General features: G+C 58.3%; 16 protein-coding genes and 3 pseudogenes. 9 read left to right on the top strand and 10 right to left on the bottom strand.

The window, feature by feature from the left end; all coding sequences use genetic code 11:
* Nucleotides 1-5: 5 nt before the first annotated feature.
* From FHT92_RS25235 to FHT92_RS25225, 3 genes are all read right to left on the bottom strand, one after another.
* Nucleotides 6-2,921, bottom strand: coding sequence for a hypothetical protein (locus tag FHT92_RS25235; RefSeq protein ID WP_183830435.1), 2,916 nt, complete (start codon nt 2,919-2,921; stop codon nt 6-8).
* 107 nt (nt 2,922-3,028) lie between these two features.
* Nucleotides 3,029-4,414, bottom strand: a complete 1,386-nt coding sequence (locus FHT92_RS25230; protein ID WP_183830433.1) for a protein kinase domain-containing protein — start codon at nt 4,412-4,414, stop codon at nt 3,029-3,031.
* Nucleotides 4,415-4,574: 160 nt separating this feature from the next.
* On the bottom strand, nt 4,575-5,720 hold the full coding sequence (locus FHT92_RS25225; protein WP_183830536.1) for an RHE_PE00001 family protein: 1,146 nt from the start codon (nt 5,718-5,720) through the stop codon (nt 4,575-4,577).
* Between the two features lie 227 nt (nt 5,721-5,947).
* Between FHT92_RS25225 and FHT92_RS25220 the strand changes: the two genes are divergently transcribed.
* The 5 genes and pseudogenes from FHT92_RS25220 to FHT92_RS25200 all read left to right on the top strand — a co-directional run.
* Complete coding sequence (locus FHT92_RS25220) at nt 5,948-6,190, top strand: type II toxin-antitoxin system Phd/YefM family antitoxin (RefSeq protein WP_183749390.1); 243 nt, start codon at nt 5,948-5,950, stop codon at nt 6,188-6,190.
* Nucleotides 6,190-6,609, top strand: a complete 420-nt coding sequence (locus FHT92_RS25215; protein ID WP_183830430.1) for a type II toxin-antitoxin system VapC family toxin — start codon at nt 6,190-6,192, stop codon at nt 6,607-6,609. Before FHT92_RS25220 ends, FHT92_RS25215 begins: the two co-directional genes overlap by 1 nt.
* Nucleotides 6,599-7,765 (top strand): site-specific integrase, encoded by a 1,167-nt coding sequence (locus tag FHT92_RS25210; protein WP_183830427.1) that lies wholly within the window; start codon nt 6,599-6,601, stop codon nt 7,763-7,765. The genes FHT92_RS25215 and FHT92_RS25210 overlap by 11 nt, the downstream gene beginning before the upstream one ends.
* Nucleotides 7,766-7,886: 121 nt before the next feature.
* Nucleotides 7,887-9,005: a serine hydrolase gene (locus tag FHT92_RS25205; protein WP_183830424.1), complete on the top strand. Its 1,119-nt coding sequence runs from the start codon at nt 7,887-7,889 to the stop codon at nt 9,003-9,005.
* A 197-nt stretch (nt 9,006-9,202) separates the two neighbouring features.
* Nucleotides 9,203-9,823: pseudogene (locus FHT92_RS25200) on the top strand (tyrosine-type recombinase/integrase); the annotation flags it as partial.
* Nucleotides 9,824-9,841: 18 nt separating this feature from the next.
* Here the strand turns inward: FHT92_RS25200 and FHT92_RS25195 are convergent.
* The 7 genes and pseudogenes from FHT92_RS25195 to FHT92_RS25165 all read right to left on the bottom strand — a co-directional run bounded on the left by FHT92_RS25195 (nt 9,842) and on the right by FHT92_RS25165 (nt 15,540).
* A complete protein-coding gene (locus FHT92_RS25195) occupies nt 9,842-10,336 on the bottom strand; it encodes a hypothetical protein (RefSeq protein ID WP_183830421.1) in 495 nt (164 codons plus the stop codon).
* A 172-nt stretch (nt 10,337-10,508) separates the two neighbouring features.
* Nucleotides 10,509-10,730: a hypothetical protein gene (locus FHT92_RS25190; protein ID WP_183830418.1), complete on the bottom strand. Its 222-nt coding sequence runs from the start codon at nt 10,728-10,730 to the stop codon at nt 10,509-10,511.
* A 157-nt stretch (nt 10,731-10,887) separates the two neighbouring features.
* Nucleotides 10,888-11,097 carry a cold-shock protein gene (locus FHT92_RS25185; RefSeq protein WP_183830415.1) on the bottom strand — a complete coding sequence of 70 codons (210 nt, stop codon included), beginning with the start codon at nt 11,095-11,097 and terminating at the stop codon, nt 10,888-10,890.
* Nucleotides 11,098-11,316: 219 nt separating this feature from the next.
* A complete protein-coding gene (locus tag FHT92_RS25180) occupies nt 11,317-12,186 on the bottom strand; it encodes a transglutaminase family protein (protein ID WP_183830412.1) in 870 nt (289 codons plus the stop codon).
* A gap of 161 nt (nt 12,187-12,347) precedes the next feature.
* Nucleotides 12,348-13,436, bottom strand: a complete 1,089-nt coding sequence (locus tag FHT92_RS25175; protein ID WP_183830409.1) for a PHB depolymerase family esterase — start codon at nt 13,434-13,436, stop codon at nt 12,348-12,350.
* 145 nt (nt 13,437-13,581) lie between these two features.
* Nucleotides 13,582-14,135: pseudogene (locus FHT92_RS25170) on the bottom strand (fatty acid desaturase family protein); the annotation flags it as partial.
* A 325-nt stretch (nt 14,136-14,460) separates the two neighbouring features.
* The gene (locus FHT92_RS25165; protein ID WP_183830406.1) at nt 14,461-15,540 is read right to left on the bottom strand and encodes a PAS domain S-box protein; all 1,080 of its coding nucleotides are present in this window, start codon (nt 15,538-15,540) and stop codon (nt 14,461-14,463) included.
* On the opposite strand from FHT92_RS25165, the gene FHT92_RS25160 reads away from it, so the two are divergent.
* The 4 genes and pseudogenes from FHT92_RS25160 to FHT92_RS25145 all read left to right on the top strand — a co-directional run bounded on the left by FHT92_RS25160 (nt 15,448) and on the right by FHT92_RS25145 (nt 19,421).
* On the top strand, nt 15,448-17,172 hold the full coding sequence (locus tag FHT92_RS25160) for an ATPase domain-containing protein (protein WP_246735548.1): 1,725 nt from the start codon (nt 15,448-15,450) through the stop codon (nt 17,170-17,172). The genes FHT92_RS25165 and FHT92_RS25160 overlap by 93 nt on opposite strands.
* Nucleotides 17,173-17,194: 22 nt before the next feature.
* Nucleotides 17,195-17,575: a response regulator gene (locus FHT92_RS25155; RefSeq protein ID WP_183749311.1), complete on the top strand. Its 381-nt coding sequence runs from the start codon at nt 17,195-17,197 to the stop codon at nt 17,573-17,575.
* A 348-nt stretch (nt 17,576-17,923) separates the two neighbouring features.
* Nucleotides 17,924-18,226: pseudogene (locus FHT92_RS25150) on the top strand (tyrosine-type recombinase/integrase); the annotation flags it as partial.
* 91 nt (nt 18,227-18,317) lie between these two features.
* Nucleotides 18,318-19,421 (top strand): ATP-binding protein, encoded by a 1,104-nt coding sequence (locus tag FHT92_RS25145; RefSeq protein ID WP_183830530.1) that lies wholly within the window; start codon nt 18,318-18,320, stop codon nt 19,419-19,421.
* Nucleotides 19,422-19,440 lie beyond the last annotated feature (19 nt).

Here is a 19,440-nt window from a genome sequence, read left to right as displayed (position 1 = left end):
TCCGGCTATACTTGCGTCAGCTTTCGTTCGATGGCTTCCCAATCTAGTCTCATGTCGTCAGCGAGATCCATGCTCCTGAGGCCGTAACGCGCTACGAGAAATCCTTCCATTTCATCGTACATCGCACATTCAGGCCAGTGCAGCTCCCAACTTCCCGCAAAGGCGCCAACAAATGCCTTTGAGTAATTTTCGATGTTGAACGCAGAAAATGTCTCTGCCGACAAAGCATCACTGGGCTGCTCGACAAACTCCATCGCGCGCTGGGCCTGTTCACGGATTTCCGGTGTCATGCGCTCGGGCGAAAATCCCCTCGCCGCGACAGCAATGTTATTCAGCACACTGAGGATTTCCCAGTCGGTCCTGCCCTCTTGGTGCAGGATAAGAAGGCGGCTCAAAAATTCCCGATCGTCCATCGCTCTATCGAGCGTGAATCTGAGCGCACGCCGCGCCCAGTCGTATCGCCTTCGAATATCTTCTTCCGCACGCGCTTGATCGAAATTCGGGCCGGGTCCGCCAAACCAGTCGACCCTCCTTCCAGCTCGACACTTGAACGACCTATCGGGGTCGAGTGGCGATGTCGCGAGCCGCGTCGCTTCGTCGAAGATCGCGGACGGCATAAACTCGCGATAGAGTTCGCAATAGGGTCGCCCTACGAACAACGCATCAAGTGGATCACGGTCGAAAGCCTCCATCAGTGCCGCATCATCAAGCACGGAGCAGGCACGCATGGCCGTGCCAAAGACGACCATGGCGTCGATGGACTGTTCAGGCCCGCGATCAACAGCCGATACGGAGATACGCAATGAGCGATCCTCAGGTGTCGGCTCAGTAACCTTTACTCCTTGCATAGCGCTATCGCCGATCGAGACATGGAGTTCGATTGAGCATCGCACGAGACCTTGATCCCGATCCGCCATCGCGCAGGCGATCAGCTGCAGTTCGCTGATCAGCTGCTCTGCATGTGGCGTGGTGCGATAGTCGTTGGCAAAGTGACAGGACCATTCGAGGCCGAGAGCCTGCCAGCGGACGCATCGTTCTTGTCCAAGGTCCCCGAAGGGACGGTCAAGGAGTGCCTCCTCCAGCTCGGCCCAGGCCTCGTCCCACGTTCCATTCAGCCAGAACCCATCTTTGGCAGCCGCCGCTTCGATAATTGGGACTCTGATTGGTTCAGGCCAGATTGAGATCGTCGGATCGAGTGCCATCCGGGCACTGGGATTGCCTCTTCCTAGAAATCCGAGCAGAGCCGCCAGCTGGCCGAAGTTTTGCGAGAGCTCAGGATGGCGCTCCATTTCGAGCGGGCGGTCATCGTTGCGCACGTGGCTATCGAGATAGAGCGGCAGAAGCTGAAGAAATCCGAAGGAATTTCCGGCCGCCTCCTCTGCATTGACGAGCGCCATCAAACATTCTGGCTCAAGCTGACGCATTTCGCCATGCGGCTCGTAACGAGCGAGAAATGCGCCGACCATGGCATGATATTTCCCGGCATAGGCAAGACCGAGGCGACAATATTGCTCCGACAGAAGGAGCAGGATGCGCACTACCGATCCCATCATCGCTCCCGAGAACCATTTCGCCTTCGCAGCGTGAAGAACGCGTATCGCCGCTGTGGCCTCGTCGCGTTCGATGAGCGATAGGGCCCGGTCGACGGCTTTCTTTCCAGCTGCAGCAGTTCCAGCGCGCGACGCGAACATATCCTCGACACGGTTCGCCAGATCCTCCAAAGCTTTGTCGCTTCCGTAAGTTCCGACGATTTTGATAATGTAATCGGCAAAGGACTCGAGCGGAAAGAGAGGCGCCTCCTCGACGTAATCGAGCATGCTCTGCCATCGTTGCAAAGCATCAGAAAGTTCGGGCGTGCTGCCAGGTTTCTTCGGTGTAAGCTCTAGCATCCCAAGAATATTGAGGAGTCCGGCGCGCTGACCCGGTCCATTGGCAGCGGCGAAACAGGTCTCAAGTGCTTGCTCGATCTTGACTCGCCACTGATAAAGATCGGTGTCATCCGCACGATAGTTCCCAAGCCAAAAAGCTCCAAAACTATAGATCAACAGGGTAGTTGCGTCCGTTAAATCTCCGATCGAGAGGAATTCGTCGAGGTCGCCGAAATAGTCAGCCAAGTGATCCGCTTGGTCGGAAAGATCGTTGCGTCCGCGTAGACTCGCAACTGCGATCTCATATAAGGCCGACCGCAGCAAGCCGCGTGGCGCCTCTTTGCAAAGGAAACTTTCCATCTGGCGGAGCCAGAAGCCTAGATCCGGACGCGCGTCTGGATCGAAGGTTGCCTTGCGCAAGCCGGACTTCACCGCGACGAAGTCGGCCATGCTGATTGGGATTACGCTACGGTTCGCCCACTCTCGCTTGTGTTGCAGATAACCCTCGTCACGACTTACGACTGGGAAAAATTCAGCAGGAACTTTGAGATATTCTTCCGCGACCCAGAAAAGGTCCGGCTCGGTCAGCAACTCTGCGAGGGTATTGCCATCAAATATCTGCAGATCAAAACCCTTGTCCTTTGCTTCGGCGATAAGCTTGTGTCGCTTGCCAACAGGGACATTTGCTTCACAAAACACCACCAATTCGTCGATACCGCCGCCCACGGAGATGGTCTCCATGTCTTTTCTGATTTTAGGCTCGATTTTCTTTTCCAGCGTGCAGGCAAACGCGACAACCCGCGCGCCCGAGGCGTGATTTGCGAATGCCGAGCCTGGATCCCGACCGACCGCAAGATAGGTACGAAACGTCTCGAAATCCTTGCCGCCATCACCGCCGGCGCTCACCGGTCCAGTCGCTGGAAGAATGTTGCTGTAGAGCCTAGCCCGTGCGACATGCCGGGCCAGATGCTCAAATTGGTGGTGGGCGTTCTGAGGCGACAATTCGCTGAGATGGAAGCGCAGCATTGCTGCAAGTTTGGCGGGATTGGTCATACAGACAACTTATCAGGCAATTCGCCCAAGAAAAGGTTGTCCATGGGCGTCATGAGCCAACAATTTCGTTAACTAGATCATAGAACTGGCGAGGCTGTCGTCCGGTCTCAGTTCGTTAGTATACTCCGTCCTCTGGAGGCATTTCGCCTCATGTACTCCCTGAATTCGTCCGCATTCATCTGCTCGTGTCGGGCGTCATAGGTGGAGCTATCCTGATTGTATGGGGAGCTCGTGCTGAAAAACACGAAGCTTCCCCTGAGATAGCGCGTGATACTCCTTGAGCCCGCCGGCAATTCACGTTCGCTCTCTTCACGATAGTCCACCACGTCAGGATGCGCGTATTGCCCCGGGTTCAGCTCTGACAGATATTCGTAGTAGTCGCCGGCCTCGACAGGATAATAACCGGTTGGTTCGACAGGAGCCGCTTCGAGGCGGAGATAGTCCCACTTCGGATCTTGTCTGAAAGAAACGAAGGAGAGCGTCGCTGGCTTCAGCAAAGTCACGAATCCCGTGTGAAGCTCAATAAAACCGAGTTCGGGCGCACGTCGGACCTCCTCGATCGTCATGCCCCCTCCACTTGGAAAAAACATATGGTTCAGGCCCGGGACCCGACCAATCTCGTTGAGGATATCAACGATTGCGTCCACGTCCGTCCAAACTGCTTCTTCGGGCGTTTGCCGAGGGAAGAACTTTTGAGCAAACTCCGCCCATTGGTTGGCATTCTGTAGCGCACGGTCATCGATCACTCTCAGCCAATACCGAAGTCTATCAACAACCTCCCCCATTTTGGGTCGAGCAACAGGATCATGCTGAGTGCAATCACTGAGTAAGACATCCAACGTTGTGGTGTACTGTCCAGGCAAATAATTTTGCAGTCCCACGCTCGAATCCGCGGCGTACGGTCCATCGAAGCCTAAACCCTTGCCAGTCAAAAAAATCCAAAGGGTCTTGGCGAAGGAGAAAACGTCCGCAGGCAGCCCATCAGCTTCCCATGCTTCTCTACGCATTTCAGGTGCCATTGTGAATTTGGCGCCGACGTCGCGCCGTTCAGGTGTAATTGGAGTCAAGTCTGGATATTTGACGAGACCGAAATCTGAGAAACACAGCCGACCGTTCAAGGCCAGGAGGTTCTGCGGTTTTATATCCCGGTGCGCATATTTCTTTGCGTGAAGCACCGCGAGGGTCTCACCCAGACGCACAAATTCGGCGACGATCGACTTTGCATCGGCGTTTCTGAAAAATGCCACGCTTGTTTCGGCCACCGGCATGGCATACCAGGGACGAGAACCTTTTCCTTCCGGAAATTCGGAATCCAAAATCGGGATGATCCCTTCCAGGTTGCCAAGTTCCCGCAGAGCCGTGATCTCGTTGCGGAATCTGGAAAGGGGCTCCTTCCCAAGATTATGGAGTATCTTTATCGCCGCGACGGCTCGACTTTCAGGGTCACGAGCGATCCACACGTCGGCGTTCCCTCCGCCATCGATACGTTTCATCAATCTCCACTTACCGTATTGACCGCCCGGTTGCGGTTGCCCCGACTTCGAACTCATTTTTTCTTCTTACGATCCTCAGAGGGTTAGACATAGCAGAGGTCACTTGGTCATTCGCAATGTGGACTGCAAATCTTCCTGGGTTTTAGATCGGCATGCTCCTTCATAGCACCCCCCATGCCCGAAACCTCCCCCTCCCGGTCATCTCCCTTAAGCCCAATTCCAAAACAATCCGCCGCGCCGCCTGCGGCGTCATTTCCAGCGTCTTGGCGACCATCCCGGCCGACACGAGGGGTTTCGCCATCACCAACTCGACGAGCTCAGGCAGTTTCGAAGACGTCCGTCGCCCCTCCAATTTTCGGTCCATCATCGCCTTCGCCAATGTCAGCCGGTCATGCTCTTTCAGACCGATCTCGGCGGCCGCCAAAAGACCGTGGGCGATGGCGAGCAGCCGCGTTTCCCGGTCGCGATGCCGGCGGCGATCGACGGGAATGGTTTTCAGGCCAAGATTGATGGCGGCCAGATGGGCGCCGGTGGTGATGCCGGCCTGGCGCAGGATCGACACGCCAAACAGCCGGCCGAGCCAGGGCGCATGCTGCAACACCGACAACTCGTTCCAGGCATCGAGGGCGACGATCGCCTGCAGCACCGCCGGCAAGTGTTCGGCCTGCCGCAGCACGGTGCGCCATTCCTCCAGCCGCTCGTCCTCGTCCCAGTCGAGATCATAGACGAGCGGGTCCTTTTCGGCCGTCATGCTGCCGCCGGCAGGGCCGGGACGCGTCGCGTTTTCGATCGCCGCCGAGGATCGGGCTAGCGTCGCATCGATGGCGGCATAATCGATGCCCGGGAGATCCCCGAGGTCATCACCATCATCCCCCTCGCCTTCTCGTTCGACCAATTTGACAGTTCCGGAGCCAGAGCCATTCGCGATCATGTCAGGATCGTCCGATGGTCCAGGCCACGCCTGGGTCTGTCGCAAAGTTCGGATACCATCTGCGGACAACACCCAGTCTGGCGACTGGGTGGCGATGCGCCGACGGGTGCGCAACACGTCGCGGGCAATGGTGAGCTCGTGGGTGGGCGCACGGATGTCGCGGGTGGCATCATGGAGGACGAGGTCTTCGAGATGGACGAGTTCGCCGTCGATCCACAGCGACGCACAGGCGTCGGCAAAGTTTTGGCGTTCGAGGAAGCCTTCACCGACCGTCGAACGGGCGATGCGCTCGTCGAGACGCGTGAGAGCGACACCGGCGTCAAAAGCCGGCCGCATCAAGTCACTCATGCTGATTTTCGCAAGATCGTAAGCCATTGAAATCATGGTAAATGATTTTCTACAGGAACTCCATCTAAATGTTATGGTTCCTCATATAGTATGATTGCTGGTTAGCGTTCTAACCAACGATAAGTTTCAAGTATCGATAGTGATATGGTCAGCGCTTGACCAACTTATGGAAATGGCCATATGATCGAGCAGATGTCGAAAACGGTGCAAATCGCCGTCTGCTCGACGAGAGAGACTATCCCTGGAGCATCATCATGACCGTTACCGTCAAGGTCGCCGAAGCAAAAACCCATCTGTCCGAGCTGCTGGCGAAAGTCGAAGCGGGCGAAGAGGTGATTATTTCGCGCGGCAATACACCTGTCGCCCGTCTCTCTCGCATCCGCCGCGACAACGACGTCGACGCGTTGATCGCCGAAATCAAGGCCCAGCGCACCGGCCGTCCCGTCACCACGCAGGACGAAATCCGCGAATGGCGCGATGAAGGCCGACGTTACTGATGTCCTTCGTTCTCGATGCCTCCATCGCCGCCGCCTGGTTTCTGCCCGACGAGCAACACGATGCCGCCGACCGGCTGATGTCGGAGATACGGTCGACGGTCGGTCTCGTGCCGGCGCTGTTCTGGTTCGAAACGCGCAATCTGTTTCTTGTGGCCGAACGGCGTGGCCGGCTTCGCCCGGGCGAACCACTTCTGCTGATGACCCAGTTGCGGGGGTTGCCGCTCGAGGACGCCGGATCGGGCGGAGATGGGCTGGTGCTGGACCTGGCGGCCCGTTACACGCTGGCCGCATACGACGCGAGCTATGTCGCGCTTGCCAGAACGCACGGATTACCTCTGGCGACCGGCGACCGAAAGATGGCCGCCGCCGCCCGCGGTGAGGGAATCCCCGTTGTCGGACCACTCGAACATGAGCACTGAGCTGCGGCTTTCAGGCCATGAAATTCTAAAACGTGCCAAGGAACTGGACGCACTCGATGCGATCCTGCCATTCGACCGGCGCGACCAGCTCGCCGAGCTCCTGACCGACGAAGACGTCGCCACGCTGAAACATCTCGCCAGCGAGGGCATGGGTGCCAACACGCTCCGCGCGCTGGCGTCCGACCTTGGCTATCTTGAGGCCTGGTGTTCAGTGGCTACCGGCGCCCCCCTCCCCTGGCCGGCGCCCGAAAGCCTGCTGTTGAAATTCGTCGCGCACCATCTGTGGAACCCGGCCGAGCGCGAGAATAATCCGGATCACGGCATGCCCGAAGATGTGGCGATCGCACTTCGCACTAAGGGCCTCCTGAGAAGCGTCGGCCCGCATGCGCCGGCGACCGTTCGCCGGCGGTTGACCAGTTGGTCGATCCTCACCCGCTGGCGCGGCCTGAGCGGATCGTTTACCGCCCCTTCCCTGAAATCTGCGCTCAGGCTCGCCGTGCGGGCCAGCGCTCGGCCAAGGCGGCGCAAGAGTACAAGGGCGGTCACCGGCGATGTGTTGGCAAAGCTGCTGGCCACCTGTGCCGGCGAGCGCATGGTCGATCTTCGCGACCGCGCCCTCTTGCTCACCGCCTTTGCCTCCGGCGGCCGCCGACGCTCCGAAGTTGCTGACCTGCGCGTCGAAGATCTCGTCGACGAAGAGCCGGTGCATGCCGATCCCCGAAACTCTGTCTCCCCTCTCGTGCCCTGCCTCACCATCAGTCTGGGCCGCACGAAGACGACGACAGCAGACGACCGAGTGCATGTCGTTTTGATCGGCCGGCCGGTCGTTGCCCTGAAGCAGTGGCTGGCGGCGGCGAAGATCGACACTGGACCGGTGTTCCGACGTATCGACCAATGGGGCAATATCGATCGCCGGGCTCTGACGCCGCAGTCGGTCAATCTGATCCTGAAGACGCGTTGCAGCCAAGCTGGCCTCGATCGCAAGGTATTTTCGGCGCATGGGCTGCGATCCGGGTATCTGACCGAGGCGGCCAATCGCGGCGTGCCGCTGCAGGAGGCCATGCAGCAATCCTTGCACAAGTCGGTGACGCAGGCGGCAAGCTACTATAGCAACGCCGAACGTAAGAACGGACGGGCGGCTCGATTGATCATGTGAGCGACCGTATCGCGATCACTTATGGTTCTACACAGCACCTACCGGCACTGCGCTGCCTTGCGGACATAAGCGAAATATGTAGTCCTGGGCTTGCTTTGCAGGCCATTGGAGGATTGGTGCGATGAAGGCTCGGATCGACACGATTATCGAGAAGGCGATCGAGACAGGCAAGATCGTCGGCACTGTCGTGATCGTCGTCGAGGACGGAGAGATCGTATATAGCCGCGCCGCGGGTTATGCCGATCGCGAAATGGGGAAACCCGTCGAAATCGGGACCATATTTCGTCTCGCGTCCGTAAGTAAGCCGCTTGTAGCTGCCGCCGCCTTAGCACTTGTCGACAAGGGGAGGCTTGCTTTTGGCGACCTCGTGCGGGATCACCTTCCTTATTTCCAGCCTCGGCAGCCAGATGGGAAAATAGCCGATATCACCATCCATCACCTGCTCACTCATACGGCGGGCCTCAGCTATGGTGCGGACCCCAAAACCACACCACCGGAGCGGATGTTCAATAGTGGTCTTTCCGATACAGACCTCGATTTTCAAGAGAATTTCGGCCGATTATCGACCTTTCCGCTCCTGGCCGCACCGGGCACGCTCTGGTCTTACTCGATCGCTATCGACGTCCTAGGGGCAGTCATAGCGCGGATTGAAGGCTGCAGCCTGGATGAAGTGGTGCGTCATCACGTGCTCGAACCGCTTGGGATGAGCGACACCGGTTTCTCGGTCAGTGACCTGGAGCGACTTGCTACGCCTTATGCTGATGGCAATCCGACCGCCGTCCGGATGAATGATCGGCATCTGGTCCCGGACAGTGATGGCAACTTGCTGACCTTTGCGCCGTTTCGGCTCTTCAACCCAAAGGCTTTCCAATCCGGTGGCGCCGGCATGGTGGGGACGGCGCCGGATCTGATCTCCTTTCTTGAAACCATTCGTCAGGGCGGGGCTCCTATCTTGAAGGCGGACACGGCGAGGGCGGCGCTTCTCAACCAGATCGGTAATATCCCGCGCCCAGCCGAACCAGGACAGGAGTTCTCCTTTTTGGGCGCGGTGATTCAGGATCCGGTTCTGGCGGAGTCTCCGATGTCAAAAGGATCGGTAACCTGGGGCGGAGTCTATGGGCACAGTTGGTTCATCGATCCGGTGAAAGGCATTTCCGCCGCGATCATGTCCAATACCGCCGTCGAAGGCTGCCTGGGAATGTACCCGAGAAATATCGCTCGGGCGATCTACGGCCTTTAGTGGTTTTCTCGCGGGAGGCCGTTCCCGGCGTTTGGAAGAGCGAGCCTGAGAGCAATCACACCTACCGCCTGACCTTGTGACGTGCTGAAGAACGGATTGCCGGGCTTGGTCTTCTGGCCCAAGTGGAGCTTCATTCTTCCACGCGGCAATAAGTTCCACGATGTTGGAAGGCTTGGTTACGGGCTCGATGATGAGCTTGTGCCGGCGACAGCCTGCGCGATCTGCGCGACCGCGCCATCTTGATGGTCGCCTTTGCGTCCGGGGGTCGCCGGCGCAGCGAAGTCGCCAACCTGCGGAAGGAGCAGCTGACGGTCGAACCGCCGATAAAGGGTGAGGACGATGCCCCCCTCCCCTCGCTTTCCATCCATCTTGACCGCACCAAGAATTCCGGCGCCAGCCAGGACGAGGTCGTTTATCTCATCGGCCGGCCGGTAGAGGCACTCGATGCATGGCTGGATGCCGCGAAGATCGACAAGGGCGGGGTGTTTCGGGCGATCGATCGATGGGGTCACGTTTCTGGCCGGGCGCTGGATCCGAAGGCGGTCAATGATATCGTCAAGACCCGGGTGGCCCAGGCCGGGCTGAAGGTGGGGGAGTTTTCCGCGCACGGGCTACGGTCGGGTTACCTGACCGAGGCAGCGAACCGCGGCATCCCCCTCCCCGAGGCGATGGAGCAATCGCGTCACCGCTCGATGCAGCAAGCGTCCAGCTACTACGACAATGCAACGAGGAGGAGCGGCCGGCTGCGCGCATGCTGTAAACGCCAAGGGGCCTCGGCAGGACGACCGGCTGCTCATGTCCGAAATGCGTTGTCATAGAGGATTAGGGTTGGGCTCCTATCGATCGATCTGGAGCAACGCTCGTAAGGCCTCATGTTCAGGCCCGTTAGGTTTAAGATCGAGGAATGCGTCGATCGACCTGCGTGTCTCGTGCCCGCCCGATGCCGGATTGGCGCGGTGCAGGACAAAGGCACCTTCTCGCTTGCCATCCCCGCACAGAAACCAGCGGTCGCCGTTGGAACTCGCGGCGAATTCCATCTGCTTTTCCGGTCCGCAGCTTTCCTCGACAGGATCCATCTCGTCCAGGCGATGCGCCTGACCGCAAGGGATCGTTCCTTGATCCGCCGGCTCACCTGGGGCTTGCGCGTCACCTGTTGTTGTCGAGGCGGGATAGTCATCCGGCGCGATCATGCCAGACCGGATCTGCTCAACGAGAGTGGTCTCCGCCGCGTGGTCCGCTCCCGCTTCCGGCTTCAGGTCAAGCGTCGCGTAGTCCGCTCTTTTAAGAAGCTTGCGCAGAAGAGACTGCTTTATGCCGGTTACATTCACCATAGCCAGCCCTGCGTGATCAAGAATAGGATAAAGAGGAAGCTCGTAACGGCGACTGCTGCTGGAGCGGCGTTGGAAGAGCTTGGCGAAAAAATTCTATAGATGGGAGGCATATCCTCTCCTTCCGTTAACGCGTCGTCTGACTACCGGGGATGATTCCGCGGGTAGTCCCTCATCACGCTGCTGCGGATGATGCTGTCTTCCGGCGCCCGGTCGGGCGGCCCGGGTTTGGCATAACCGGCTGCGCTTCGCGTAATTGGCGCAGGCGTGCCGTTTTGCGGATCCGCTCGGCTGCTTCCGTTTGAATGATCTGCCGCGCGACTTCGCTAGTGGTTGCGGCCTTGTCTCGTGCGGAAACCTTCTCTGGCTTGAAAAACTCCTGCTTCGTCATGGTCATGATAATCTTCTTTCGGTCTGTAGCTCGGACGCATCCGAGAAGTCGACGGTTGGATCGAAGCCGGTCTAAAAACAAAAAGGCCGGGCGCTAACCCGACCTCTCACAGTCACTCAGCTCTGCTGCCAGTACATCCGTGGTCAGCGGGGCGAATGAAAACTCAAGCTGCCTGAAGATTTTCGGCCGAGCTTTTGCCGGACTTGCCGTCCTGAACAACTTCGTAGGAAATCTTCTGGCCATCCGTGAGCGAACGCATTCCAGCGCGCTCGACAGCAGACGCATGGACAAAGACGTCCGTGCTACCGTTGTCCGGTTGGATGAAGCCGAAGCCCTTGGTGGAGTTGAACCATTTTACAGTACCAGTATTCATGACGATTTCCTTTCAGAGCAATCGTTGTGGTTCCCGCGATACTTCGCGGGATAAGATCGATGATTTGAGAGGAAATCCGACGGGAGCGAAGACCCGGACCAACATCACAAGCAATGGTCGATAAACCACATATGGGCACAAGTTGTGATTTTACAAGGGGCGCGCCGATTTAAGTCTGATCCAGGAGGATCCCGGCGTTTCCGCCTGTCGCTCGCATCATCAGCCGATGAAGGCGATATCGACGGCGACATGCATCGACATAAAGGCATCCGCGGGACCGATAAACGTTCCCGACACGGGCATGAGCTGGGTAATGTCGCGTGCGACGGCCACGGGGATCAGGTTGGCGCTTCCCATGCTCCTGTTTGTCGGATCGAACGCGATCCATCCTGCACCCGGGAGGAACACCTCAACCCATGCATGGGTCGATCCGCCCGACGACGAACCGACGAGGGTGCTCGCCGGGTCATAGAGATATCCGGACACGATCCTCGCCCCGAGCCCAAGAACCCGGACAGTTTCGGCAAGGAGTGTCGCAAGGTCCCGGCAGCTCCCGGACCTTAGGCGAAGGGTCTCCAGCGGAGGCTGTGTTCCTTCGGTATCTCGTGCTCGATAGGCAACGCCGTCCGAAACACCGGCACTGAGATCCTTCAACAGCGACAGCGTGTCGGTCGAATTCTCCATGACGAAGCCCCTGACCCACTGCTCCAGTTCGTCGGAGGGATCGGGATACTGAGCATCCCTGAGAGAGCCAAGATCCTTCCAATCCTGATCGTCGTAGAGGAAGGGGTAGGTTACGCCTAACGCAGCGATGTCGAATACCGGCCAGGCTTGCGATTTCAGGTCGACATCGGCATGGCTTATGATCTCTAGCTGGTGCGTCGGCTCCGAGAACGTCAGGGTCGCAATTGCGTTTCCGAACACATCCGTAGTCCACGCGACTTTGCCTTCCGGCGAGACCGTCATTTGGTGATGGTGCAGCAGGAGATCTGGCCCTTCGCGCGGTCGCAGCAATAGCCGATAGGGCGAGAGGTGAACGGGACATCGGTAGCTGTAGGTCGTCCGATGGTTTATGGAAAGCTTTGCCATTTCCGCTCCTCACGCAGAATAAACCTAAGTGCACATATGTTCAGATACTGTGAAACAAGAGCCGTTTTCTCCCGTCGCCGCGGGTCCGACGGTCCGCCGGATCCAGAATTAGTACCGTATAGCAGTTGAAGGAATTACTTGCCGGGCGGCCAAGAACACGCTCATCTCATGAGCCCTGCGGATCGCAGCGCGCTCTCTATGACATCCTGGACATAGCTCGTGGCCTCCTTGCGATCATCGCTTCGTCTCTCGTTAGAGGTCGCCGCCCGCGCATCGGGTCTGGCGCGACGCTCGAAGGACGGCGTGAGACCCCAACTCCGAGCAATGTGTTCCGTCGACGAGATGCCGACGTCGAGCATGTAGGGCGCTTGCGAGCCATAGCCGCTCGACGTGTCGATAGGAGTGCCGTGTCCCATGCCGCCAATGCGGTGAAGCTCAATGGCGTCCGCGCCTGTCTTGTTTGTCCAGGTATGACGTTCATATCCATCGATAGCGTCAGACCGCGCCGGTCGATCGGCAACCTCGTGCACGACCTTCCATTGCTCGATGATGGCCCGCGCGTTCAATTCGTCTACGGTCTTGTCGGCCGCACCATGCCAGACGGATATCGTGGGCCACGGGCCCACATGCGTCGACGCCAAACGAAGCCGCTCCTGAAGTCGTTCGCGGCAGGGCATGCCGTGGCCCCGCATCCGGTCGAACGCCTCTGGAACGCTTGAGGCAACGCCATAGGGCAGACCCGCAATGATCGCTCCCCCTGAAAACACCTCCGGATAAGCGGCAAGCATGGCGTTCGCCATGGCGCCGCCGGCTGACAGCCCCGTGATGAACACTCTTTTGGGGTCGATGCCGTGGTCGGAAACCATCCTATCGATCATCTCGCGGATCGAGCGGACCTCTCCGCGATCACGTTCGATGTGGCTTTCGGAAAACCAGTTGAAACAGAGGTTCGGATTATTCTGGCGGGACTGCTCGGGAAATAGAACAGCGAAACCGAATTCGTCTGCCAATTTCGACCATCCCGATCCAGCATCGTAGCCGGCCGCGGTCTGGGTGCAGCCATGCAGGACGACGACAAGCGGCAGTGGGCCCGATCGCTGGTTGGTTTCGGGAGGATAGTACCAGCCAAGGAGGTTGCCAGGGTTAGCGGTAGCAATCTCTAGGCGCTTGAGTCTGGTTGGACCCGCATCCATCACCGAATTGGTACGGTATCGTTGCAACCGATGCAATGTATCCGAAAGACTTCTCATGGAGCATCCTCGCTAATCGCGGAAGGCCAATCGACGTCCCGGATATTCTAGGTAATGCTGCACTGCACAATTGCAAGTCCCGAACACCGGATAGAGATCGGCCGAGCTCACGGCAAATGCCATATGAAACCGGCGGGCAAGGCAATCATGAGGCTTCCTTCTCGGCTTGGGTGAAGGAAATCAACCGCTGCGTTTTCTCGTTCCAAAGCACGAGCCTGACTGATGCCGAGCCATCGCGAATGCTGATCGACCAACGTCGGCAAGCTCAGGATGGTCACGAAGCACCTCACGCAGCCGATAAAACGGTACCCGGCTTGAGAGGTGATGAAGGTGGTGCATCCCGATATTGCCGGTAATCCACCGCAAGGGTCGAGGCAGATCGTAGTGGGAGGCTCCATGCATGGCTGCGTACGGAAATGCCCATTCCGGCGGCCTCGACCAGTGGGGCTCCTCGAACTGATGCTGGACATAGAACAGCCAGACGGCCGCGGATCCGGCAATGAGAACGATGGCCAGATGGATCAACAGGAAAGGGATGATGCCGACGCTCCAAATCAACACCGTCGCCAGTGGGGTAACGGCGAGGTTCGTTGCCATCGTCGAGACCCAAGACAGGGCACCCGAGCGGATCATTCCAAAGGGCAGCCGCTGTTTGATGAGAAACAAAAAGGCTGGGCCAATTCCGAACATCACAAAGGGATTCCAGGCGGCCCGAGTCGCGCACATCCCTGCCGGTATACCCGGCTCTTGTTAAAGCAAAAATTGTACGTATCTATCTAATGTCGACCATTGCTTGTGGCGTCGAGTTGGAATTATGCTCCGCCGATTGCTCCATACCGGTTGATCTTGCCGCCGCGACAAGGCGGGTTGAGCCGTTCCCGTGGACGTCAAAGTTTCTGCTGGCGGCCTTACCCCAAACAGAAGGAGGACGCGATGTCTTCCAATCATTATGCCGCTGACGATCGCGCCAACGGCCTCGGTGAGCTGTCGCATGTCCGTCGGCTGAGATTGCGAGCCCCGTGGCCTACGAGGGCAACGCGAAGGCATCACGTGGAACCATGAGCCTGATCACAAGCCCATCACGCTGCCAATCCCGCGACACCTTCCCATTCAACGTCCGAACCACCATCTGCTCGAGCGTCGTTCCGAACCCCGTGTCCTCGCTTGGTGAGACTGTGGCGGGTATCGCAAGCGATTCCGCCCACGTGATTTCGAAGCTGTCGGGTCTGGAGCTCAAAGTGACATCCAGTCGCCCTTCGGGCACAGAAAGGGCGCCGTACTTTACCGCGTTGGTCGCATATTCATGGAAGAGCAAAGCGAGGCTTGTGACCCTGTCGGCGCTGACTGGCGCGTCCTCGCCGTGCAGCCGCCACCGCCCCTCCTCCTGATCTCCAAAGGGAGAAAGCAGGCTGGTGAGAAGATTAAAGAGGGTCGTCGACTGTTCCGCGAATGCCTCGCCGCCGGTGAAGCTCGGTAAGGTCATCTCGTGGGCCCGCGACAGAGCGACAAGGCGATCCTTCATGCCGGTTGCAAGCTCGGCCGGGGTCTGCGCTGTTCGCGCCGCGAGCGTGATGATGCTGCCGGTAATCGCAAAGAGGTTCTTCACGCGGTGGTGCATCTCACGCAGCAGCAGATCCTGATGCTGTGCCGCCCGTTTGCGTTCCGAGATGTCGCGGGCGATCTTCGATGCACCGATGATCTTGCCGTTGCCGTCGCGGATCGGCGAGATCGTCAGGGAAATATCGATGAAACTCCCATCCTTTCGTCGGCGGACCGTCTCGAAATGATCGACCCGCTCGCCGGATCTGATCCGCGCCAGGATCGCCGGTTCTTCGCCGAGCCGATCCTCCGGGATCAACATGGTGATCGGCCGTCCCACGGCTTCATCCGCGGTATAGCCGAATACGCGCTCGGCGCTCTTGTTCCACGTGGTGATGATGCCCTGCAGGGACTTGCTGATGATGGCGTCGTCTGAGGACTCGACGATCGCGGCGAGGAAGGCCGCCGCATCATGTCCTGGCTGCGCGGCCGCGACACCCGCTTCAAGCTGTTCAAGACGATCCTGAGCGCTACCGCCCTGCCCGTCGTAGCCTCTGTCTGTCATTGCCGCTCACGTACCCCAGGATGTGAATCGAAAGAACTTGAACGAGCGGGATTACGCATCCTTCGGGTGAAGAATAGCGCCCCGGCGTGGGAAATAAAGCCCTTGGTACAACGGGGCTGTTGCAATATCGTCCGCCGGACCTACGGTGCGATCACCTTCTCCTATCGGATGACCATTCCCATGCATGACCTTCCAAGACTGTCCACTGGAATCCCCCGCCTCGACACAATCTTGGGCGGCGGCCTTGTCGAAGGGGCGTCCTATATCGTTCAGGGTCAGCCCGGCGCTGGCAAGACGATCTTTTCCAATCAGGTGGCGTTCGCCAACGTCTCCAAGGGTGGCAAGGTCCTGTATGTCACGCTTCTGTCGGAGACCCATGACCGTCTGTTTCAGGCGCTTGGTACGCTGGACTTCTTCGACCGTTCGCAGCTTGGAGTGAGCATCTCCTACGTCAGCGTGTTTCAGACGCTGCGCGATGAGGGTCTGTCTGCCGTCGTTAGCCTTATACGTCAGGAGATCGCCCGTCAGAGTGCAACTCTGCTGGTCTTTGACGGCCTTCTCAATGCAAGCGACCGCGTGGACACCAATCTCGACGTGAAGACCTTTGTTGCGGAAGTCCAAAGCCAGGCCGCGTTCGCCGGCTGCACCGTCCTGTTCCTGACCAGCACGCGCATTGCCGAGGACAGCCCGGAGCACACTATGGTCGATGGTGTCATTGAGCTTCATAACGAACTTGTCGGGGTTCGAACTGTCCGTCGGCTACAGGTCAAAAAGTCAAGAGGAAGCGCCGGACTGGGTGGCTATCACCAGTTCGAAATCACCTCCGCCGGACTGGTCGCTTATCCGCGTCTTGAAGCCATCCACTCGACTGCAGCGGTTGAGGACAAGCCCGGATCTGCGCTGATTGCATCAGGAACCACTGGATTCGACGCCCTGCTTGGCGGTGGGTTGCCGGAGAGTTCCGTGACACTTGTGTTTGGCCCTTCCGGATGCGGCAAGACTTCATTGGGACTGAATTTCCTCAGCCAGGCGAGCGCCGAAGAGCCGGCGCTGCATTTCGGGTTCTACGAGACCCCTTCCCGCCTCCTGAAAAAGGCCAGAGCTCTCGGCGTCGATCTGGAAACGGCGATGAAGTCTGGCGCACTGGAGATGATCTGGAGTCCGATGACGGAAAACCTGCTCGACAAACTCGGTCACTGGCTCCTCGATGCGATCCGGTCACGTGGCGTCAAACGCCTTTTGATCGACGGGCTCGGCGGTTTCGAGCGGGCTGCGGTCCATCCCTCGCGCCTCGTTGAATTTTTCGCCGCGCTGACGAACGAAATCCGTGCTTTAGGGGTTACTAGCCTAGCGACCTGGGAATTGCGTGATCTGTTCGGTCCGACGGTGACAGCGCCCGGATCTGAAATCTCCAGCCTACTGGATAATCTGGTCATGCTGCGCCATGTAGAACTCGGGTCCCGCTACAAACGCACTATTTCCGTGCTGAAGGTGAGGGACAGGGAATACGAGCCCGTCATCCATGAACTCGGTTTCGGGTCAAAAGGGTTGAACGTCGTCTCCGCCCTTGAGCCGGTGACAGGAGCGACAACCGGTGTGGCTACCGCCGTCGGCCCGGAACCACACGCATGAGAGAAAGCATGAGCCGAACCAGATGCCGCTGATCGTAATCGCCGAGGATGAGTTTCTGATCGCTGACCTTTTGGCCATCATGCTGAAAGACGCCGGTTATGAAGTTGCCGCGGCATCGCACGGCAGGGCAGCGCTTGCTCTTGTACGCGAGAAGCGTCCGTCCCTCGTTATCACGGATTTCATGATGCCACTGATGACCGGCATGGAACTGGCCCAAGCGATGCGCGCCGATAGCGACTTGGCACGAATCCCTATCATCCTCGTCAGCGGCGCCCAAGGCAGCATCGGCCGCGCTCATCCCGAGGTGTTCGATGCTGTCCTGGACAAGCCCTATAATGAAACGAAGCTGATCGAGACGGTGTCGCGGCTTATTTCCGCAGACGAGACGCGCAGCATGGGATGACAGCATTCATTCGTGGGGTCTGGTAGCGGACACCTCGAGGCCAAACGCCATTCTGACGGGTGCGTCGTTCGCGCGCGAAGGCCAACCCGACAGGTTGGACTTACTCACCTCTTAGGAAGAAGTTGCGGTCCTTGCGATAAGCTCTTCTGATTGTCCTGAGAACAATCGCAGGAGCCGCCTGACGGCGTTTGGCGCGGCGTCCATTTCCGATCGATCCGCGATCCGATCGACACGTCCACGCCACAAGGCATGTTTTCGCTTCCCGGACTTCGTGAACGGCGGCCAGAAGCGATCAAGGCAGTATCAAAGGCTAGAGAGAAACTCTATCTCGATGAACTGATCTCGTCCGCCAAAATCGACAGCGGCAGTGTGTTTCGGGCGATTGACCGCTGGGGCAATGTTTCCCGCCGCGCGCTCGATCCGAAGGCGGTCAACGACATCGTCAAACGGCGGGCGACATTGGCGGGTTTGAATGCTGGAGATTTTTTTGCGCACGGATTGCGATCGGGATACCTGACCGAGGCCGCCAATCGTGGCATTCCTCTTCCTGAAGCAATGGAGCAATCGCGACATCGCTCGGTTCAGCAGGCGTCGAGCTACTACAACGATGCAGAGCGGAAGAACGGGCGGGCGGCACGTTTGTTCGTTTAGCCGCGTCCCGGCTTTTACGGGTCGGATACCACGTTTCCCTTGCAATTCTGGAGTTTAATTCCATAAATGCAAGGATGATCAACCGTCGAATATCATCCGAGCTGAGCGAACTGCTAGACACGCGCCCAGCTGTCGCGCTCATCGGCCCCCGATCTATCTAGATCTGGAATCGGATGCTGATCGTGCCAAGCTCGCCGAACCGGAACTATATCTCAGCCAACACAACGACAAGCTCGTCATCTTGGACGAGGTCCACCGGCTTCCTAATCTCTTCCAGAATTTGCGCGGACTTATCGATCGCGGCCGTCGTAACGGAAGGAAAGCCGGACAGTTCCTGCTGCTCGGGTCGGCATCCATTGACTTGTTAAAGCAGTCGGGCGAGACGCTGGCTGGCCGTATCGCCTATCTTGAAATGGGACCGGTCAACGGCATCGAAGTACCAGCTGATGAACTGGATCCGCTGTGGCTACGAGGTGGTTTCCCAGACAGCCTATTCGCTGCGAGCGATCGTGCAAGCCAGCGATGGCGGCAGGACTTTATTCGCACCTATCTGGAGCGAGATATTCCTTTGCTCGGTCCTCGTATTCCCGCCGAGACACTGCGGCGCTTCTGGACAATGCTCGCACATCGTCAGTCCGGACTTCTGAACGCCGCGGAGTTTGCACGCGCGCTTGGCGTCGATAGCAAGACCGTCGCCTCCTATCTCGACCTTCTAGTTGATTTGCTGCTCGTACGGCGTTTGGAGCCTTGGCATGCAAATGTCGGAAAGCGGCTCGTAAAGTCACCACGAGTTTATGTTCGCGACAGCGGCATCACCCACACCCACACCCTCTTGGGACTGACCAGTCAGGAAGATCTGCTCGGTCATCCGGTCGCCGGTGCAAGTTGGGAGGGTTTCGTGATCGAGACGTTGATCGCAGCAGCACCGGCCGGAACACAGAGTAATTTCTATCGGACATCCGCCGGTGCCGAAATCGATCTTCTGCTCACGCCACCGGGCGATCGTCCCTGGGCCATTGAAATCAAGCGCAGCCTATCACCGAAACTCGAAAAGGGGTTCTATCTTGCGTGCGAGGATTTGAATCCGCTGCGTCGGATCGTCGTTTATCCCGGGCGCGAAGTCTTTCCCATGAAGCAAGACGTGGAAGCAATGTCGCTGTCAGCTTTAGGGACAGCTTTGGCCCAACTCACGTAGTGCATGATCGATCGCGTCT

Source organism: Rhizobium sp. BK377 (genome assembly GCF_014193935.1).
Taxonomy (GTDB): Bacteria; Pseudomonadota; Alphaproteobacteria; order Rhizobiales; family Rhizobiaceae; genus Rhizobium.
Note: the sequence above shows the minus strand (reverse complement) of the source record. Positions and strands in the feature narration are given on the sequence as shown.